The following is a 16450-nucleotide window of genomic DNA, read 5'->3' as shown; positions in this document are numbered from 1 at the left end:
TCACCCGAGATCGCTCATGCCGTCGCGGGCGTCGGCTCCTTCTCCGTCTACCCGAGTTCACCGCGACGGAGGGCGTCCCTTATCTCGCTGAGCTTCGTGGTCGTTGCCGAGGTCCGCTCCTGTGCTTGTTCAGCGAGTCGGAGGGCATCGTCGATCTCGCTGAGCTTCCTGGAGGACAAGACGGCCGCCCGCTCTATCAGGTCGTCCCGGGACACGGTGGTCAGCCACGTGCACGGGGTGAAGCCCGGACGCGGGAACGCGAGCCGCAGCACGCCTTCGAGCAGCAGCCCTTCACCGGCGCCGACCGTCACTTCGATGCCCAGACCGCTGATGTCGAGGCCCGCCGGAGCGACGACCTGCATCACCTGGAACCCTGACGCGTCGTCTCCTGACAGCAGTACGACCAACCTCCGCTCGTCGAACTGGACCCACCAGACTTCGCCACGTTGCACAAGCCCTCCGATACACAGGACGGCAGGCCGACGCTGCGCGACCTGACGCGGTGCGGAGACGGGTGCGACCACCGTTGATCATCGCCGCGTGAAGACAAACGATCATGCGGTGGCCGCAGGTCACAGCGTAGACCCTGCCTGCCGGCAGGAGCCGTTAGAGGGCCTGATGAGCCGGATAGCGGGACGCTTCACCGGAACCATCAGTCCCACGGTCGGCCGAGTTGCCCACCAAAGCCTGACGCCCCGTTCCCACGTCCTGGGCATCCAGGTCGCGCCGAGCCCGAGCACGCGTACGCCTGATGCGTACGGCACCAAGTTCGGGGGCAGAGCATCGGCGCTGGCCGCCGGTGTTCTCACCAGCCCGTGACACGCCCCCAGTAGGCCTGGATCACCGGCGTGCCGGTGGTGTCCCGGCTGCTGTCGACGACGTGGTAGCCGTGATGCTGGGCGGCGGTGGCGCAGGCGTGGTTGGGCAGGACGCGCAGCCGGGTGCCGACGGGCAGGTCCGGAAGGGGGGATCCATCTCGGGTGGAGAGGATGCCGTGTTCCTGGCTGGCGCCGCTCATGAGCAGCTGGGGGACAGGGTTTCCGTTCAGGTCGGTTACAAGCCCGTAGCCCTGGTCGACGCGCTGGTTGGCGGTGCCCCGATCGCGGGACATGGCCATCCAGCCGCCGTCGGTGAGGATCCAGCCGTGTTCGGGGCGGTGACCGATGACGGTGACCACAACGGACAGCGCGAGGTCGTCCACCTCGCACACGCCGAGGCCGGACATGACGAGGTCGAAGAAGACGTAGTTGCCGGCGCGGACTTCGGTGACGCCGGTGAGGTCGGTTGCGGCGTGGGCGGTCGGGGTGGATCCGACGCTAACCGTGTCCACGCGCAGGCCGGCCTCGCGCAGCTGCTGTGCGGCGGCGACAGCGACGTCGCGTTCGTGGTCGGCGGCCTTGTGCTGTTCGGCGCGGGTGGTGGCGAAATAGGACTCGCCCGCGTGGACGAGGACGCCGGCGAGGCTGTCGGATTCAGTGAGGATGCGGCCGATCTCTACGAGCGTGGGGTCCTGGAGGGTCACGCCGCCGCGGTGGCCGTCGCAGTCGACCTCGATCAGGGCCGGGATGGGCGTGCGGGCAGCGGCGGAGGCGTCCCGCACTGCGCGGGCCTGTTCCGTGCTGTCCAGCAGAACGCTGAGGGTGATCCCGCGTTGCAGCAGGGCGATGACGCGCGGGAGTTTATGCGGGTCGATGCCGACGGCGTAGAGGATGTCGGTATACCCGCCGTCGGCGAAGGCTTCCGCCTCGGCCAGGGTGGAGACGGTGATCGGTCCGGGGGTGTCGCCGTGGATCAGGGCGGCGACGGCAAGGGACTTGGCGGTCTTGAGGTGCGGTCGCAGGCTGACGCCGAGTGTGCTGACGTGGTCGGCCAGCCTGGCGATGTTGTGCGTGGCCTTGTCCGTGTCCAGCACCGCGAACGGGGTGTCCGGATCGACCAGGCTGAGTGCGCCCACGGTGTCGGAGGTGGTCGGGGCGGGGTGCGGGGGCGGCGTGGTCATGGTGCGGTGTCCAGTCGGTCAAGGAGGGCCAGGCCCAGGTAGAGGTCCTGAAGGCCGATGCCTGAGCTGTCGAAAAGGGTGATGTCCTGGGGTGTGCGTCGGCCCGGCGCTCGCCCGGTGAGCACGTCTCCGAGTTGGGTGACGGATGCGTCAGCCGGGGCGTGCTGCAACTCGCCGATCCTGCGGGACTGGCTGGTTATGTCGCAGAAAAGCTGTGCGCGGGACAGCAGTTCGGCGGGCAACTCGCGTTTGCCGGGGGCGTCAGCGCCCATGGCTGACACATGAGTGCCGGGCCGGACCCACTCTGCTTGGAACAGGGCCGGGTCGGCGGTGGTGGAGGTGGTCGCGGTGATGATGATGTCGGCGCTGGTGACGGCTTCCTCGGCCGCTGTGGGCCGTGCGGAGATCCCGTCACTGGCGAGCGCGTCCGTGAACGCCCGGGTCCGGTCCGGGTCGCGTCCGACGGCCAGGACCAGGTCGACAGGGCGGACCCGGGCGACGGCGCGTACGTCGTAGCCGGCCTGATGGCCGGTGCCGAGGACGGCAAGTGTGCGCGCGTCCGGGCGGGCGAGCAGGTCGACGGCCAGGGCGTCGGCGGCCGCGGTGCGGTAGGCGTTGGCGGTGCCGGCCTCGAGCACGGCGGCAATGCGGCCGATGCTCTGGTCGAGGATCAGCAACGTGGAGTGGTGCCTGGGCAGTCCGTGGCGGTCGTTTGCTGGCCAGTAGGTGCCGATCTTCAGCCCTGCGTGGGCGGAGGAGGCGGCCGGTTTGACGGTGTATCGGTTCGTGGGGTCCGATCCGTGTACGTTCAGTGTGTCCAGCACCGCGCAGCCGACGGTGGCCTCGAAGGCTTCTTTGGCGGCCTGGAGCGCCAGTTCGTGGCTGATCACGGCTGCGGTCTGCTCCTCGGGAACGTAGCGCAGTCCGCTTCTCAGCTCGCCCGTGGCGGCCTGGGGCTCAGTCGAGGGCGGCAATTGCGTGCACCTCCACTGCGGAGCCGTAGTGGAGTTCCTTGGCACCGGCAACGGCCCGCGCGGGCCGGACCGGGCCGAGCCAGGCTCGGTACAGCTGGTCGAAAAGAGGCCAGTTGGCGATGTCGGTCACGTGGACGGTGACCGAGATCAGCCGTTCCCGGCTGGAGCCGGCGGTGACCAGACAGGCGTCGAGGTTGTCCAGCACCTGCCGGGCCTGGACCTCGAACGGCTCGTCGGCCAGCCGGGTTCCGTCGGGCGCCAGAGGAAGCTGGCCGGAGATATAGGCCACGCCACGGTGGGTGGCGATGTGCGAGTAATGGCCCGCTGGCGGCAACAGCTGCGCGCTGTCGAACGTCGCTGTCGAGGTACCCCCGCCCGTGCCTGATCCGGCGTCGTGGAGGGTGTTCTCACCGGTGGTCATCGTCCTCATTTCGTGTACGCGTAGACGCTGGCCCGGGAGATACCGAGGAGGTCGGCGATGGTCTGGGCCGCGTTGCGGGTGTCGAAGTAGCCGTCCTGGTGCAGGCTGCGTACGAGCTCCTTCTTGACGTCCTTGTGAAGGGCCCGCGGGGTGGTGGAGCATTCAGCGGCGGCCGTCTCGATGACCTCACGCAGTTCCCGGCGGGAGCGGTCGCGCAGGGTCTCCAGCTCGACGTCGCGGTTCTCGGGGTCGGTCGCCACCAGGTTGGACAGAGACAGGGTGACCGGCGACAGCGTCGATACGTCCAGGTTCAGGCACAGGGCGGCGATGTACTCCCCGGCCATGTTCTTGATCCCGATCGACGTGCTCTTGGCGGGCCGTCCGTCGGGGAACTGGTTGGCGTAGTTCTGAATGACGCTGGGGTAGCCGGGGTCCTTGATGCGGGCTAGGCCCAGCTCGGTGGCCGAGTCGCCGACCTGCCTACCGGACAGGTTGTTCTCGATGACGCGGATGGCGTGGGTCGGGTCGCGCAGGTCGTGCAGGACCACCTCACACAGGCCGGGGAACATGCGCCCCAGCGCGACGGCGATCTTCTCGGTCTCCGCGAGGAGATGCTCGTCCTCTACTGCCACCGCCACCGGCCCGCCCTGCAGCTGCGCATCGTCCTGGCCACCGCGGTTTTCGCCCTTCACGGACATCGGTCGATCCCTTCCCTCACTGTCGTTGCTGCCGCTCATCCCGCTCCCCGCCATTACCCGCCTTGTGTTCTGCGGGCCGTCCGCCCTGAAGGCATGCGATGCACATGCCACGGGCCACGGGTAGCAGGCCATCGAAAACCAATCTAGATCTTTCATCTAACTATAGACAGACACTCTATCCAGTTCTAGAGTTCCCGTCCAGCTCCAGGTGTCGATCGACACCGTTCACCTACGATGGAGGCAGAGCGATGGCAGGCCGGTCACCGAAACAGCCAGCTGACAAGCCCGCGTCGGCTGTTTCGACGCCACCACAGCCGTCCATGGGCCAGCAGGCTCCATGTCATCGCAGCGTCGACCAGGCCGACGCCGGGTACGCCAAGACGCTGCGCCCCCGGCACATCCGGATGATCGCCATCGGCGGCTCTATCGGCACGGGTCTGTTCCTCGGGGCCGGCGGGCGCCTCGCGCTGGGCGGGCCGGCCCTGGCCCTCGTCTACGCCGTGTGCGGCGTGTTCACGTGGTTCATGATGCGAGCCCTGGGCGAGATGGCCGTCTACCGGCCGTCCTCGGGCGCATTCGTCTCTTACGCACGGGAGTTCATGGGTGAGAAGGGCGCCTACGTCACCGGCTGGCTGTTCTTCATCGACTGGTGTGCCAGCGTCATGGCCGAGACCACGGCCATCGCTCTGTACCTGCACTACTGGGACGCCTTCAAGCCAGTGCCCCAGTGGATCCTCGCCCTGATCTCCCTGGCGCTGGTCGTGGCGGTGAACATGCTCAGTGTCAAGATCTTCGGCGAGACCGAGTTCTGGTTCGCCATAATCAAGATCGTCGCGATCGTCGGCTTCATGGTCGTGGCCTCCGCCGTCGTGCTCCTGCAGTTCCAGGTCGACGGACACAGTCCCGGGCCGGCCCTGATCACCGACAACGGCGGTTTGTTCCCTCGTGGTTGGCTGCCCGCCATCACCCTCGCCCTGGGCGTGGTCTTCGCTTTCGGCGGCACCGAGATGGTCGGCGTGGCCGCCGGTGAGAGCGACAAGGCCGAGGAGGTCATCCCCAAGGCTGTCAACTCCACGTTCTGGCGTATCGCGATCTTCTACGTCGGCGCCGTGCTCCTGTTCACCCTGGTGCTGCCCTGGACCGCCTACAGCAAGTCCGAGTCACCCTTCGTCACGTTCTTCTCCGCGCTCGGGTTGCCGGGCATCGGCAATGCCATGAACCTCGTGGTCATCACCGCGGCGATGTCCTCGATGAACTCCGGCCTCTACGCCACCGGCCGCACCCTGCGTTCCATGGCCATCGCGGGCAGCGGCCCCAGGATCGCCGCCCGCCTCAACCGCAACCAGGTGCCCTTCGCCGGTGTGCTGATCACCGCCGGACTCGGCGTGATCGGCGTCGTCATCAACTATGTCTGTCCCTCACAGGCGTTCGACATCGTCATGAACCTCGCGGGCATCGGGATCGCCGGCACCTGGATCTCCATCATGGTCAGCCACTGGCTGTTCGTGCGGCGCGCCCGGCAGGGACTGCTGACCCGGCCTGCGTTCCGGTTGCCCGGCGCTCCCTGGGTGAACCTGCTCACCGTGCTGTTCCTGACCATGGTCATCGTCGGCATGTGGTTCGCCGACGACATCGGCAAACCCACCATCCTGCTGTTCCTCGGCATCTGCGTGCTCATGGTCATCGGCTGGTACCGCATCAGGAACCGCATCGCCACCACCACTCTGCCCCCTGCACAGAGACCGCATTCCGCGCCCGGCACGGACGCCGCCCCCGACGGGACCGAGCCCGCCTGATCACCGGCCGCGAGCCCCCGGCCGGCCCACCACACGAAGGAAAACTCCGCATGCGCACCGCACGCCGCGTCCAGTTCCTCTACACCGGAGGCACCATTGGCATGGTCCCCTCGCCCCGCGGATTCGAACCCGGCGGCGACATCCACGCGCAGGTCCAAGGGGCTGTCCACGCCCAGGGCACTGACGCCTCCCTCGCCGACCTCGACCTCGGCTTCGCCCAGCTCGAAGAGGTCATCGACTCCTCCAACATCACCCCCGAGCACTGGCAGGAGATCATCGACCACCTCCACGCGCACCACGACGCCCATGACGGCTTCGTGGTCCTGCACGGCACCAACACTCTGGCCCACTCGGCGGCTGCGGCCGCTCTCGCGCTGTCGGACTTCGGCAAGCCCGTGGTGTTCACCGGTTCCCAGGTCCCCTTCGGCATGCCCGGCAGCGATGCCCCTGGCAACGTGGTCGGCGCCCTCTTGGCCGCTGCCTCGGGCGGCAGCGGCGTCAGCGTGTACTTCGACGGCACCCTGCTGCCCGCCATGCGTGCCACCAAGGTCTCGGCGCTGGACCTGCACGGCTTCGTCAACCCGTACGACGGCACGCCCGACGCGCCACGCCATGGATGGGCCGATCCCGCCCCCTACCGGCGCCACGACGTAACAGTCATCACCATGGCCCCCGGCATGACAGCCGCCCGCTTCCGGGCGATGACGACCCCCGCCCCGGCCGCCGTCATCCTGCGCGCATACGGCGCCGGGGAAGGTCCCTGCGACGAGCCCGGCCTGGAGCAGGCCATCCGCAACCTGGTCACGGGCGGTACCCCTGTCGTCGTCATGAGCCAGTGCCTGCACACCCGCATCAACCTGAACAAGTACGCAGCCGCCCAGTTCTTCACCCGAGCCGGGGCGATCGGCGCGGACGACATGTCCCTGGAAGCCTTGTACGCGAAGCTGCAGTTCCTGCTCAGCCAGGAGATACCTCCCGGCCGGTTCAGCACCTGGGTGCGCACCAATATCGCCGGCGAACTTGCCGCCGACCTCCACGGCAGCATCCCCGAACCGGTCTCGTGAACCAACGCGCCCGCGCGCCGCTGACGTCAGCCCCACCAACACCTACTCAAGGAACGAACGGCACTACAGATGTCCAAAGACTTCCCGCATCTCACCGACCGCAGCGGACACCGGTACGCAGCGGACCAGCCGCGCTGGCGCGGCGACGACGGCTCCCCGCTCATGATGGAACCACTGCCCGGTATCACCCGTCGGCAGATAGACACCAGCGTCAACACCCAGTGGCGCTACCGTGCCGCGCTCCCGCTGGCCCAAGTCGAACCCGTCACCCTGGGCGAAGGACGCACTCCCCTGCTGCCGCGGACCCTGGCCGGGCTCGACGTCGCTGTCAAGGTCGAATCCATGAACCCCACCGGCAGCTTCAAGGACCGCGGCAGCTCCGTGATGGTCAGCATGCTGCGCCACCAGGGCGTCGGTCGCCTCCTGGAGGACTCCAGCGGCAACGGAGGCGCATCCATCGCCGCCTACAGCGCCGCAGCAGGCATCGACGCGCAGATCATCGCCCCCGCATCCACCTCTCCCTCCAAGATCGTGCAGAGCCGTCTACACGGAGCAAGCGTGGACCTCGTCCCCGGCAGCCGTCAGGACGTCGCCGACGAAGCCGTCCGCCGCGCCGACACCCGCTTCTACGCCAGCCACAACTGGCACCCCCAGTTCCTCCAGGGCATCAAGCTGATCGCCTACGAGATCTGGGAGGACCTGGGATTCAGCGCCCCCTCGGCCGTCCTCGTCCCGGCCGGCGCCGGCAGTCTCGTCCTGGGCTGCGTCATGGGCTTCGCCGAACTCCAGCGCGCGGGCGAGATCGACCAGGTGCCCCGCGTCCTGGTCAGCCAACCCGAACAGTGCTGCCCCCTTGTCCAGGCCCTCGACAGTGGCGCCGCCACCGTCGACGCCCGCACCTGGCCCCGGACACTCGCCGAAGGAACCGCCATCGCACGGCCCGTGCGCGACCGGGAAGTCCTCCAAGCCATCCACGACAGCGGCGCCGCCACGGCCGTGGCGGAAGAAGAACTCCTGCCCGCAGTCGGCGAACTCGCACGCACCGGCGTATTCGTCGAGCCGACCAGCGCTCAGGTCCTGCCCGCGCTGCGCCAGTTCCACTCCGACGGCCACATCAGCCGTGACGACACCGTCGTCCTCGTCCTGACTGGCTCCGGCCTCAAGGCCAGCCAGACCCTCAGCCAGCTGATCACCGACATCCCCGCCTGACACTGACCCGCCTCTCATCAGGCGGTGGCAGATCAGACCGCCGCGGCCCCGGACACCGGCGGGTTCATCCGGTGCCCCCCACGGCACGCCCCGCTCTGGAGCAGTGCCTATGCGGTGAGCCGGAGCGGGGCTCCAGCACCGCCTCACGCACAGACCGCACATCGGACCAGCACACCTCAACTACCCCCGGAGGCACCTGTGAACGCACCCCATACCCCTGCCGCAATCACTCCTCAAGCGAGGGGACTCAGGTGTTCAGCGCAGAGGGCCTGGAGCAGGCCGGACGCCGTCAATGGCACGGATGTGCACGCTACCGGACTGCTCGATGGCAAAGGTGCAGGTGCATGGGGCAAGTCACAGGAGCGGACCTTCGGGTGAGGCGTCGGGCGACGATCATGACCGTGCCAGGTGCCGAAGCCGCGGATCTTGCTGAGATGTACTGGCGAAGGCGGCGAGGCCGATCGGGTCGATCTCCCGGCCCTCATCCTGGAGCGGCACCTCCGCAGCGCCGGGAGGCAGCGCCGAGGGGCCACGATCGTGAGACAGAATCGCCGTGTCCCTCGAATGAGACGGCCAGGAAAGGCCAAGTCGTCACAGCGGAACGGAACATTCCAAATACGGGTCTACAGAACTGTGGGATCTGAGGCCCTGTAGCCGAATTTCACAGCAAGCCCCGCAGATCATCAGCTGCCGGGAGTCCCCATGCACGTCATGCACCGGCTCGTCGCCCGTCCCTCCCGGCGCTGTCCGATGGCCGCCTCGTTGTCCCGTACCAGCACCCGAGGACGAGGTGCCACTCGTCCCAGGTGACCACGTCGGCAAGGTCATGATGCTCGGCCAGAGCCCGGCCGCCGGCGAGCAGCGCTGCGGGGTCTCTCAGGTCGACCGCGGGGTGGTCGACGATGAACGGCTTCTCCCACGACGGCTCGGTGCCGGTGAGCAGGACGATGTCGTACGCGGCGGCCACCGTTCCAGGCAGTAGCCGCAGTAGGTCTCGTCGCCGGTAGAAACGACGAGCACGAGAGGATGAGCGGACAAGAAGAGGTTCTCCGTATCGGTGGACGGCGGGACGAGAAAGGCCTGGGCAGGGATATCGCTGATGAGTCGCACCCGGCAGAGCGCGTCCGGCATCCACTTGCGGGACGCACCCTGCCGAGCGAACAGCAGGAACACACGGCCTTCGGGTCGCCCCCCCTTGACGAGCATGGACACCACCGACCGATGGCAGTGACCCAGCGGGAGATCGAGAACCGGTTGTGGGACGCCGCCGACGAGCTGCGCGTGGCAATGCCCGAAGCGCGCTCTCCACGAACCGGACGAGGCCGCCGTCGATGAGTTCGTGCAGGAGGACCAGTCCGCTGCGACTTCCGGCGCATCCACTGGAAGGCCGCTCACCCGGCCCGAACACCGAAACCCTCACAGGCGGTACAGATTCTCGGACTGCCGGGAGTCGTGGCTGAAAAAGGTGTGCTGCTGAGTGACAGGTGATGCTTGGTGCTGATGTTTGCGGATGCGGCGCTTGGTTGTGCCGATCCGGGACTGAATCTGATCGGCAGTGCAATCCGGAGGCTGTTGGTGGCTATCCACTACTGGCGCGGCTCGGCGAGGGTGGCTTGGGGCGGGTCTACCTGTTCCGGACGGTGTCGAGGCGTCCGCTTTCGTAACAGCCACCGGGTGCGCTCCCCTGGGACGCCCGCGGTGGTGGACTACAGCCCGATGGGGCAGTGCCCTCCGTGGCTCGCCACCAAGTACGTGCCGGCGCCGTCCCTGCCGGAGCAGTGCCTCGTAGCTACTGGCGGCCGAACTTTTCGGGGCGCTGGGAGCGGTACACGGGGCGGGGCTGGCCCACCGAGATGTCAAGCCGTCCAATGTGCTGGTGGGTCGACGCGGACGCGGTCCGTTGCTCATCGACTTCGGTATCGCGCGCGATGGAGGACTCGCGTCACGCGAGGACCGGAGGCGTGATCGGTACCCCCGGCTATCTGGCGCCGGAGCATGCGGTTGCCGGGGAATCGGGTGCGCCAGGTGACGTCTTCTCGCTGGCTGCGGTGCTCGTGTACGCGGCGACGGGACGGGGCCCGTTTCCCCGCCCGAACGAGGAGTACTCGCCTGTGGTGCTGCTCTACCGCATTGTGCATCAGGAGCCGAACCTCGCCGGCGTTCCGGCGACCCTGATCCCACTCCTGCGGTCCTGTCTGGCCAAGGAACCCGAGCAGCTGGCCACACCCGCCAAGTTGGAACGCTTGGGCAGCCGATGCGGTACCTGGCCGCAGCTGCTTCCCGAGGCACTGGAGAGAGATCTGGCTGTGCGGGAAGAGGAGGCGCACGCGTTGATCACCGCGACCGTGCAACCGCCGCCTGAAGCGCCTGTGTCACCTGAGCCCGAATTCGGCCCGGCTCCCGCCGACGCGGGGGACCGCCGTCCTGCCGCCTGTCCACGCAGGGCGACCGTGAATGTCCCGCCCTACCTGCCGGGCGGCCCGCCTGGACCATGGCCGTGGCCTTGATAGCCGTGGCGGGCACATTCGTCGTGCAGCATTTCTCCGACTATGACGCGTCCCCCGGGACGCCTTCGCCGCCATCCGCCACCACGTCGCTTCCCAATACCTGGGCAGGTACATGGGTCGCCACCGGGCCGGGCAATCCCAACGCTGACGGCCAAGCAGGTCAGCAACGTGACGGAAGTTCCGTCGCACCGAAGAGTCGACCGACATCCCCTGCCCCAACAGCAGTACTTACGTCGTCACGATGACCGGCCGAGACATCCTGGGCCTGAGCGACAAACGTGACCAGTCCACAGGGGCGCCGTCCACCCTCACCCGGTGCTGACGGCTACGCCCGCCGAACAAGGGGACGCCGAGCTCCTCCCATCCAGCGCCGGCTTCACTGAGGGCCGCCGCACCCTGTTGCCTCCGCGCTCCGGTACGAACCTACAGCTGCACCTTCTGAATGGCGCCGCGTCACGCCCTGACGGCAGCCAGGACTGGCCGGGAGAGAGCCCGAAGCACGACGTCCAGGGGAGTGTCCGGGCGACGCGGGAGCGATAGGCACAGAGGAACACCGGGACGCCGAACCCGCGTCCCCGCCCGCCTCGCACTGCCGCGTGCCGCTCAGTCGGACGCAGGCTGGGCCCCGGGGCCCGGCCTCGCGATGACCTGTCCGGGTGTGGTGATCTCGTGTCCTGATGCACAGGTCACCACCGTGCGGACGGGGCTGCCGCAGTCGTGGTGGAGCAGGGAGATGGTGGCGGAGCCGGCCGGGACGATCCACTGCTCGGCCCACTCGTTGAGGGCGATCACGATGGGCAGCAGGGCGCGGCCTTTGTCGGTGAGTCGGTACTCGTCGCGTCCGCGCGTACCGGGAGCCCGATAGCGGGTCTTCTCCAGGATGCCGTCGGCGAGGAGGTCCCTCAGGCGGGCGGACAGCACGCTCGGGCTGATGCCGCAGTGGCGCTCGAAGTCGTCGAAGCGGCGTGTGCCGTAGAAGGCCTCCCTGATGATCACACCCGTGGTCCGCGGGCTGAGGGACCGCAGGGCGAGATTGATCGAGTCGGGTTCGATGTCCCACGCGTCACGCTGCCACCGTTCCGGATGGCCCTCAGTCTCTGCTTCGGCTGCGTCGCTCACGTCTCCCTCTCCTGTGTGTTGCTCGATTCTATCCACCCCCGTAGGCTGACTACTGTTTTTCGAAGTCAGATGAAAGGGCACCACGTGAGCATCGGTGAGAGCTACCACCGCAGCACGGCCGGCCAGGCATGGGACGCGATCGTCATCGGATCGGGGATCGGTGGGCTGACCACAGCCGCCTTCCTGGCCCGGGCCGGGCAACGGGTCCTCGTGCTGGAGAAGCACTCGACGGCGGGCGGCGCCACCCAGACGTTCCGGCGCGCCGGATACGAATGGGACGCCGGGCTCCACTACATGGGCGACGTCCACCGGTCCACCAGCGGCCTGCGCCGGATCTTCGACCACATCAGCGGCGGCAAGCTGGAGTGGGCTCCCATGCCGGACGTGTACAACCGGGTCTTCATCGGGGAGCGGGAGTACGAATACCGGTCCGGTGTACAGCGGTTCAAGGACCGCATGAAGGAGTACTTCCCCCACGAGTCCGGGGCCATCGACCGGTACGTCGACATGGTTCACACGGCGAACCGTGCGGCTCGCCCCTACCTCGCCCACCGCAGCCTTCCGCACGCGGTGGGAGACACCCTGTACGACGACCTGGCCGCACCCTTCCGCTCGTACGCGGACCGGACGGTCACCGAGGTCCTCACCGACCTCACCGACGACGCGGAGCTGCGCGCGGTGCTCAGCGGCCACTACGGCGACTACTCCCTCGCCCCCGGCCGCGCCTCGTTCGGAATGCACGCCATGCTCATCCGCCACTACATCGACGGCGCGAACTTCCCCGTCGGAGGCTCCGCACGACTCGCGGAGACGGCGACCGATGTCATCACCGGAGCCGGAGGGACCGTCCTGATCTCCGCGGAGGCCGAGAGGGTCATCCTGGACGACAGCGGCTCGGCCCGCGGCGTTCTCATGGCGGACGGGAAGAGTTTCCTCGCGCCGTTGGTGATCAGTGACGCCGGTGCGCTCAACACCATGACCCGATTGCTGCCGGACCGGACTCCCGAAGCCACCCGGCTCGTCGACTCCCTGCGGGCCGTCGGCCCTTCGCAGACGTACGTCATGCTCAACATCGGGATCCAGGAATCCGGCGACCGGCTCGACCTGGATCCGGCCAACATCTGGGCCCACGCCGGACCCGACATCGACGGCGACATAGCCGCCTTCGAGGCCGACCCCGAGCACCGCGCCATGCCGACGTACTTCATCACCTTCCCGTCCGTGAAGGACCCGTCGTGGGAAAGCCGCTACCCGGGACGCACCACCATCGACATCGCGGGGCTGACCAGTTGGTCGTTGTTCGAGCCGTACGCGGACAGCGCGTGGATGCGCCGGGGTGCCGACTACGAGCGCCTCAAGAACAGGCTCACCGAGGAACTGCTGGGCCAGGTCTTCCGTTTCTGCCCGCAGCTGGAAGGCCGCATCGACCACACCGAACTGGCGACGCCGCTCAGCTTCAACCACTTCCTCGGCAGGGAAAAAGGCGACTTCATGTCTCTCGCCCACACCCCACAGCGGTTCGCCCTGCGTGACCTCGGTGCCCACACCCATGTCCCCGGCCTGCTCCTCACCGGCCAGGACGTGGCGTCGGCCGGCGTCAGCGGCGCCATCATGGGCGGCGTCGTCGCGGCCTCGGCCGCCCTGGAGCGCGACGCCCTGGAAGACCTCGTGACCGGATGAACGGCGACAGTGAGGCAAGAAAGGCAGCGTACGCACGTGCCCGGACCGGATCTCGGCACCCGGGGACCGCTTCCGCGCCGCGCGGAACGACAGGCACCGCCACGACCCTGAGCGACACCGACTTCGCCGCCTCGGTCGAGGACCGGTACTTCGAGGACTACGTGCCGGGTGCCGTGTACGTCTACGGCAGCATCACCATGACGAGGGAGGACATCCTTCGGTTCGCCGACGAGTTCGACCCGCAAAACATCCACAACGATCCCCAGGCGGCCCGGCAGGGCCCGTTCCCTCGCGTTCCAAGCCGGATCGCGGTCTCGTCACCACCGGCATCGAGGTCCTCGACCAGCACGAACAGACGGTGCTGACCATGAGCGCCATGAATCTCTTCCTGCGCCGCCAAGCCGTCAGCGGGCGAGGATGACGGTTCGCTGTCGCCGGTGCGCGCAGGTCCCGCCGGGTGGAGCAATCGTGGCGGAGCCGACCTTGCCAAACCTGTCCCACCTCGAGGAGATCTTCTCCGAAAAGGGTGACGGCGTCGTCGGGCCCGTGCAGTCGCGGGACTGGCAGAGCAGCGTCTCGCCGCAGGACTCGCGGTGACCCAGCGGGGCGTCATCAACGACATCATGAACGGAGGCGGCAGCCGTGTGGCCGGCTCGGCCCGTCCGTCCGTCCGGCGCACAGCAGAACCGGAAACTCTGCGACGAGTACGGAATCCGTGGGCGCGCGGTTCGGCCGGGTGGAGGCGATGCCACACCGTGTGCGATCTCGTCCAACTGCCCGCCGACCAAGCCGAGAAGCTACGCTGCTTCACATCCGCGATCACGGTTGATGAACGGAGGACAGCGGTGTCTTCACATGCGGCGCCTGAGGACAAGGTGATAGCCGGACTTGACCGGCGCGCCGAGCTCAGGGAGTTCCTGCGTTCTCGCAGGGCCCGGCTCAAGCCCGAAGACATCGGCCTGCCCTCGTACGAGCGGCGGCGGGTACCCGGCTTGCGACGCGAGGAGCTGGCGCAGCTGGCGGGAGTGTCGTACGCGTACTATGCGCGCCTGGAACAGGGTTACGGCGAAACCATGTCGGCCGAGGTGCTGGACGCCGTGGCTCGCGCCCTGGGCCTGACCGAGGAGGAACGGGACCATCTGATCCGGCTGGCCCAGCCCGACCGGAGCCGCACACCGCCTGCCGCGCCCCCGCCGCAGCGGCTACGGCCCACCGTCCAGAGCCTCCTCGACACGCTCGGCGTACCCGCCTACGTCGTCAGCCGGCGCCTGGACATCCTCGGATGGAACCGGCTCGCCACTGCCGTCTTCGGGGACTGGTCCCAACTGCCCCGCGAGGAACGGAACATGGCCCGGCTGATCTTCCTCTCGCCCGATGCGCGCGACCGGTTCGCCGAACAGGACCGCATGGCTGCGAGAATCGCCGGCGTACTGCGGAGGAACTCCGGCAAAAGCCCCGAGGACACACATCTCTCGGCGTTGATCCTCGAGTTGTCGCACAAGAGCGAGCAGTTCCGGCGACTGTGGGCACAGCACGAGGTGAGCTGTTCCCCTGCCGGCGAGGTCGTGCGTATGCGGCACCCGCTGGTGGGGGAATTCGACCTCGTCCACGAGCCCATGGCACTGCCGGGGGGCGCCCCCATGCGGCTGAACACCTATCACGCGGAGCCGGGCTCCCGATCGGAGAACGCCCTGGAGACGCTGACCGGTCGGGAGATGGAGCCGCAAGTCTGAGACACGGATCCGGCCGGGGTGACGATGTGGCGGGCCGTCATGCGGACGGCATCGAGGCCGGTGACATCCGGGCCACCGGGACGGAACCGTGGATGGGGCCGGGAATGCTGGACAAGGGCAGGCCGGTGCCGTTGTTGGTGTGAGCGATGATCTCGGCGGTGATGGAGATCGCTGTCTCCTCAGGGGTGCGGGCGCCGAGGTCGAGCCCGATCGGCGAGTGCAGGAACGCCAGATGTGCTTCGGGCACGCCGGCCTCGCGCAGACGCTCGATGCGGTGTTCGTGGGTACGCCGGGAGCCCATCGCGCCGATGTAGCCGACCGGGAGACCGAGGGCCAGGCGCAGCAGGGGGATGTCGAACTTGGCATCGTGGGTGAGGACGCAGATCGCGGTACGGGTGTCGGCTTCCGTGCGCTCCAGGTAGCGGTGGGGCCAGTCGACGACGACCTCGTCGGCATAGGGGAAGCGCTCGGGGGTGGCGAAGGCGGGGCGGGCATCGCAGACGGTGGTGTGGTAGCCGAGGAAGCGTCCCGCCTGGCTGAGGGCGGCGGCGAAATCGACGGCGCCGAAGATCAACATGCGGGGCCGGGGCGCTTGGGTGTGGACCAGGAGCGTCACCCTCTCCGGGCAGATGGCGGCGTCCCCGCCGATCTCGACGCGGGCGGTCCGTCCCGCTCGCAACAGCGCACGCACCTGCGTGGCCACCACACGGTCCTGCTTCCCGTCGCCCAGTGTCCCGTCGTAGGCGCTGCCATCGCCGAGAACGGACAGAGTGCGGCCGAGCAGGCGCTGCGGACCGTTCACCACCTGTGCCACGGCCACGGGCAGGCCTGCCAGTACTTCCTCCAGGGCAGTGGTGAGGTGGGGCCGGCCGGTGGGGTCGATCCGCTGGACGAGGACCTCCAGTTCGCCACCGCAGGTCAGACCCACCGCGAAGGCGTCGTCGTCGGAGTAGCCGAAGCGCGTGCACACCGGGGATTCGTTCGTCTCCAGCACCTGCCGGCACAGCTCGTAGACGGCGCCTTCCACGCATCCTCCGGAGATGCTGCCGACCGCCGCGCCCGTGGCGTCCACGGCCAGTGCGGTGCCGGGTGGCAGGGGTGCGCTGCCGCTGACCTCGACGACGGTCGCGAGGGCGAAGGGGCGGTTCTCGCGGCACCAGCGGTACAGCGTGTCCGCGATGTTCAGCATGAGTGGCTCTCCTGTGGCAGTCGGAAAGCCCGCCACCGTGCCGACGGGGGGATCAGGGGAC

At 68.2% G+C, this 16450-nt stretch carries 16 protein-coding genes; 8 read left to right on the top strand and 8 right to left on the bottom strand.

Annotated features, from left to right (window positions below):
- Positions 1-47 precede the first annotated feature (47 nt).
- Positions 48-452, bottom strand: a complete 405-nt coding sequence (locus J8M50_RS46385) for a putative type II toxin-antitoxin system PemK/MazF family toxin (RefSeq protein WP_010360776.1) — start codon at positions 450-452, stop codon at positions 48-50.
- A 166-nt stretch (positions 453-618) separates the two neighbouring features.
- On the opposite strand from J8M50_RS46385, the gene J8M50_RS46380 reads away from it, so the two are divergent.
- On the top strand, positions 619-819 hold the full coding sequence (locus J8M50_RS46380; protein WP_178970221.1) for a hypothetical protein: 201 nt from the start codon (positions 619-621) through the stop codon (positions 817-819).
- Here J8M50_RS46380 and J8M50_RS46375 read toward each other — a convergent pair.
- Genes J8M50_RS46375 through J8M50_RS46360 form a run of 4 tightly spaced genes read right to left on the bottom strand, consistent with a single transcriptional unit; the run spans position 806 to position 4092 of the window.
- Complete coding sequence (locus J8M50_RS46375) at positions 806-1999, bottom strand: alanine racemase (RefSeq protein WP_010360777.1); 1194 nt, start codon at positions 1997-1999, stop codon at positions 806-808. The genes J8M50_RS46380 and J8M50_RS46375 overlap by 14 nt on opposite strands.
- Positions 1996-2973, bottom strand: a complete 978-nt coding sequence (locus tag J8M50_RS46370; protein ID WP_010360778.1) for an ornithine cyclodeaminase family protein — start codon at positions 2971-2973, stop codon at positions 1996-1998. Before J8M50_RS46370 ends, J8M50_RS46375 begins: the two co-directional genes overlap by 4 nt.
- Positions 2957-3394, bottom strand: coding sequence for a RidA family protein (locus tag J8M50_RS46365; RefSeq protein ID WP_010360779.1), 438 nt, complete (start codon positions 3392-3394; stop codon positions 2957-2959). Before J8M50_RS46365 ends, J8M50_RS46370 begins: the two co-directional genes overlap by 17 nt.
- 5 nt (positions 3395-3399) lie before the next feature.
- Positions 3400-4092, bottom strand: coding sequence for a helix-turn-helix transcriptional regulator (locus J8M50_RS46360; protein WP_010360780.1), 693 nt, complete (start codon positions 4090-4092; stop codon positions 3400-3402).
- A gap of 320 nt (positions 4093-4412) precedes the next feature.
- On the opposite strand from J8M50_RS46360, the gene J8M50_RS46355 reads away from it, so the two are divergent.
- The 3 genes from J8M50_RS46355 to J8M50_RS46345 all read left to right on the top strand — a co-directional run bounded on the left by J8M50_RS46355 (position 4413) and on the right by J8M50_RS46345 (position 8161).
- Complete coding sequence (locus tag J8M50_RS46355) at positions 4413-5888, top strand: amino acid permease (RefSeq protein WP_010360781.1); 1476 nt, start codon at positions 4413-4415, stop codon at positions 5886-5888.
- A 50-nt stretch (positions 5889-5938) separates the two neighbouring features.
- Positions 5939-6952 (top strand): asparaginase domain-containing protein, encoded by a 1014-nt coding sequence (locus J8M50_RS46350; RefSeq protein WP_010360782.1) that lies wholly within the window; start codon positions 5939-5941, stop codon positions 6950-6952.
- A gap of 69 nt (positions 6953-7021) precedes the next feature.
- The gene (locus tag J8M50_RS46345; protein WP_010360783.1) at positions 7022-8161 is read left to right on the top strand and encodes a pyridoxal-phosphate dependent enzyme; all 1140 of its coding nucleotides are present in this window, start codon (positions 7022-7024) and stop codon (positions 8159-8161) included.
- A gap of 709 nt (positions 8162-8870) precedes the next feature.
- On the opposite strand, the gene J8M50_RS46340 is transcribed toward J8M50_RS46345, so the two are convergent.
- Positions 8871-9128 (bottom strand): hypothetical protein, encoded by a 258-nt coding sequence (locus tag J8M50_RS46340; RefSeq protein ID WP_010360784.1) that lies wholly within the window; start codon positions 9126-9128, stop codon positions 8871-8873.
- 825 nt (positions 9129-9953) lie between these two features.
- Between J8M50_RS46340 and J8M50_RS50350 the strand changes: the two genes are divergently transcribed.
- Together J8M50_RS50350 and J8M50_RS46330 are read left to right on the top strand one after the other, a co-directional pair.
- Positions 9954-10190 carry a protein kinase domain-containing protein gene (locus tag J8M50_RS50350; protein WP_078481544.1) on the top strand — a complete coding sequence of 79 codons (237 nt, stop codon included), beginning with the start codon at positions 9954-9956 and terminating at the stop codon, positions 10188-10190.
- Positions 10123-10668, top strand: a complete 546-nt coding sequence (locus tag J8M50_RS46330) for a protein kinase family protein (RefSeq protein WP_075692307.1) — start codon at positions 10123-10125, stop codon at positions 10666-10668. Before J8M50_RS50350 ends, J8M50_RS46330 begins: the two co-directional genes overlap by 68 nt.
- 603 nt (positions 10669-11271) lie before the next feature.
- On the opposite strand, the gene J8M50_RS46325 is transcribed toward J8M50_RS46330, so the two are convergent.
- Positions 11272-11787, bottom strand: coding sequence for a winged helix-turn-helix transcriptional regulator (locus tag J8M50_RS46325; protein ID WP_010360786.1), 516 nt, complete (start codon positions 11785-11787; stop codon positions 11272-11274).
- An 84-nt stretch (positions 11788-11871) separates the two neighbouring features.
- Here J8M50_RS46325 and J8M50_RS46320 point away from each other — a divergent pair, with 84 nt between their 5' ends.
- On the top strand, positions 11872-13467 hold the full coding sequence (locus tag J8M50_RS46320) for a phytoene desaturase family protein (protein ID WP_010360788.1): 1596 nt from the start codon (positions 11872-11874) through the stop codon (positions 13465-13467).
- Positions 13468-14312: 845 nt separating this feature from the next.
- Entirely contained in the window at positions 14313-15200 is an 888-nt protein-coding gene (locus tag J8M50_RS46310) for a helix-turn-helix domain-containing protein (protein WP_162947185.1), read from the top strand.
- 37 nt (positions 15201-15237) lie between these two features.
- Here the strand turns inward: J8M50_RS46310 and J8M50_RS46305 are convergent, their stop codons facing one another.
- Complete coding sequence (locus J8M50_RS46305) at positions 15238-16389, bottom strand: XdhC family protein (RefSeq protein ID WP_010360792.1); 1152 nt, start codon at positions 16387-16389, stop codon at positions 15238-15240.
- Between the last annotated feature and the right edge of the window lie 61 nt (positions 16390-16450).

Source organism: Streptomyces acidiscabies (assembly GCF_020010905.1).
In the GTDB taxonomy this organism is placed as follows: Bacteria; Actinomycetota; Actinomycetes; order Streptomycetales; family Streptomycetaceae; genus Streptomyces; species Streptomyces acidiscabies.
The sequence above is the reverse complement of the archived record's forward strand: the minus strand, read 5'-3'. Positions and strand labels throughout refer to the sequence as shown.

What these genes read in the sequence shown, in the direction of transcription:
- J8M50_RS46380 (WP_178970221.1), top strand. Translation starts at nt 619, where the DNA reads ATGAGCCGGATAGCGGGACGCTTCACCGGAACCATCAGTCCCACGGTC.
- J8M50_RS46375 (WP_010360777.1), bottom strand. Translation starts at nt 1,999, where the DNA reads ATGACCACGCCGCCCCCGCACCCCGCCCCGACCACCTCCGACACCGTG.
- J8M50_RS46365 (WP_010360779.1), bottom strand. Translation starts at nt 3,394, where the DNA reads ATGACCACCGGTGAGAACACCCTCCACGACGCCGGATCAGGCACGGGC.
- J8M50_RS46360 (WP_010360780.1), bottom strand. Translation starts at nt 4,092, where the DNA reads ATGTCCGTGAAGGGCGAAAACCGCGGTGGCCAGGACGATGCGCAGCTG.
- J8M50_RS46355 (WP_010360781.1), top strand. Translation starts at nt 4,413, where the DNA reads ATGGGCCAGCAGGCTCCATGTCATCGCAGCGTCGACCAGGCCGACGCC.
- J8M50_RS46350 (WP_010360782.1), top strand. Translation starts at nt 5,939, where the DNA reads ATGCGCACCGCACGCCGCGTCCAGTTCCTCTACACCGGAGGCACCATT.
- J8M50_RS46345 (WP_010360783.1), top strand. Translation starts at nt 7,022, where the DNA reads ATGTCCAAAGACTTCCCGCATCTCACCGACCGCAGCGGACACCGGTAC.
- J8M50_RS46305 (WP_010360792.1), bottom strand. Translation starts at nt 16,389, where the DNA reads ATGCTGAACATCGCGGACACGCTGTACCGCTGGTGCCGCGAGAACCGC.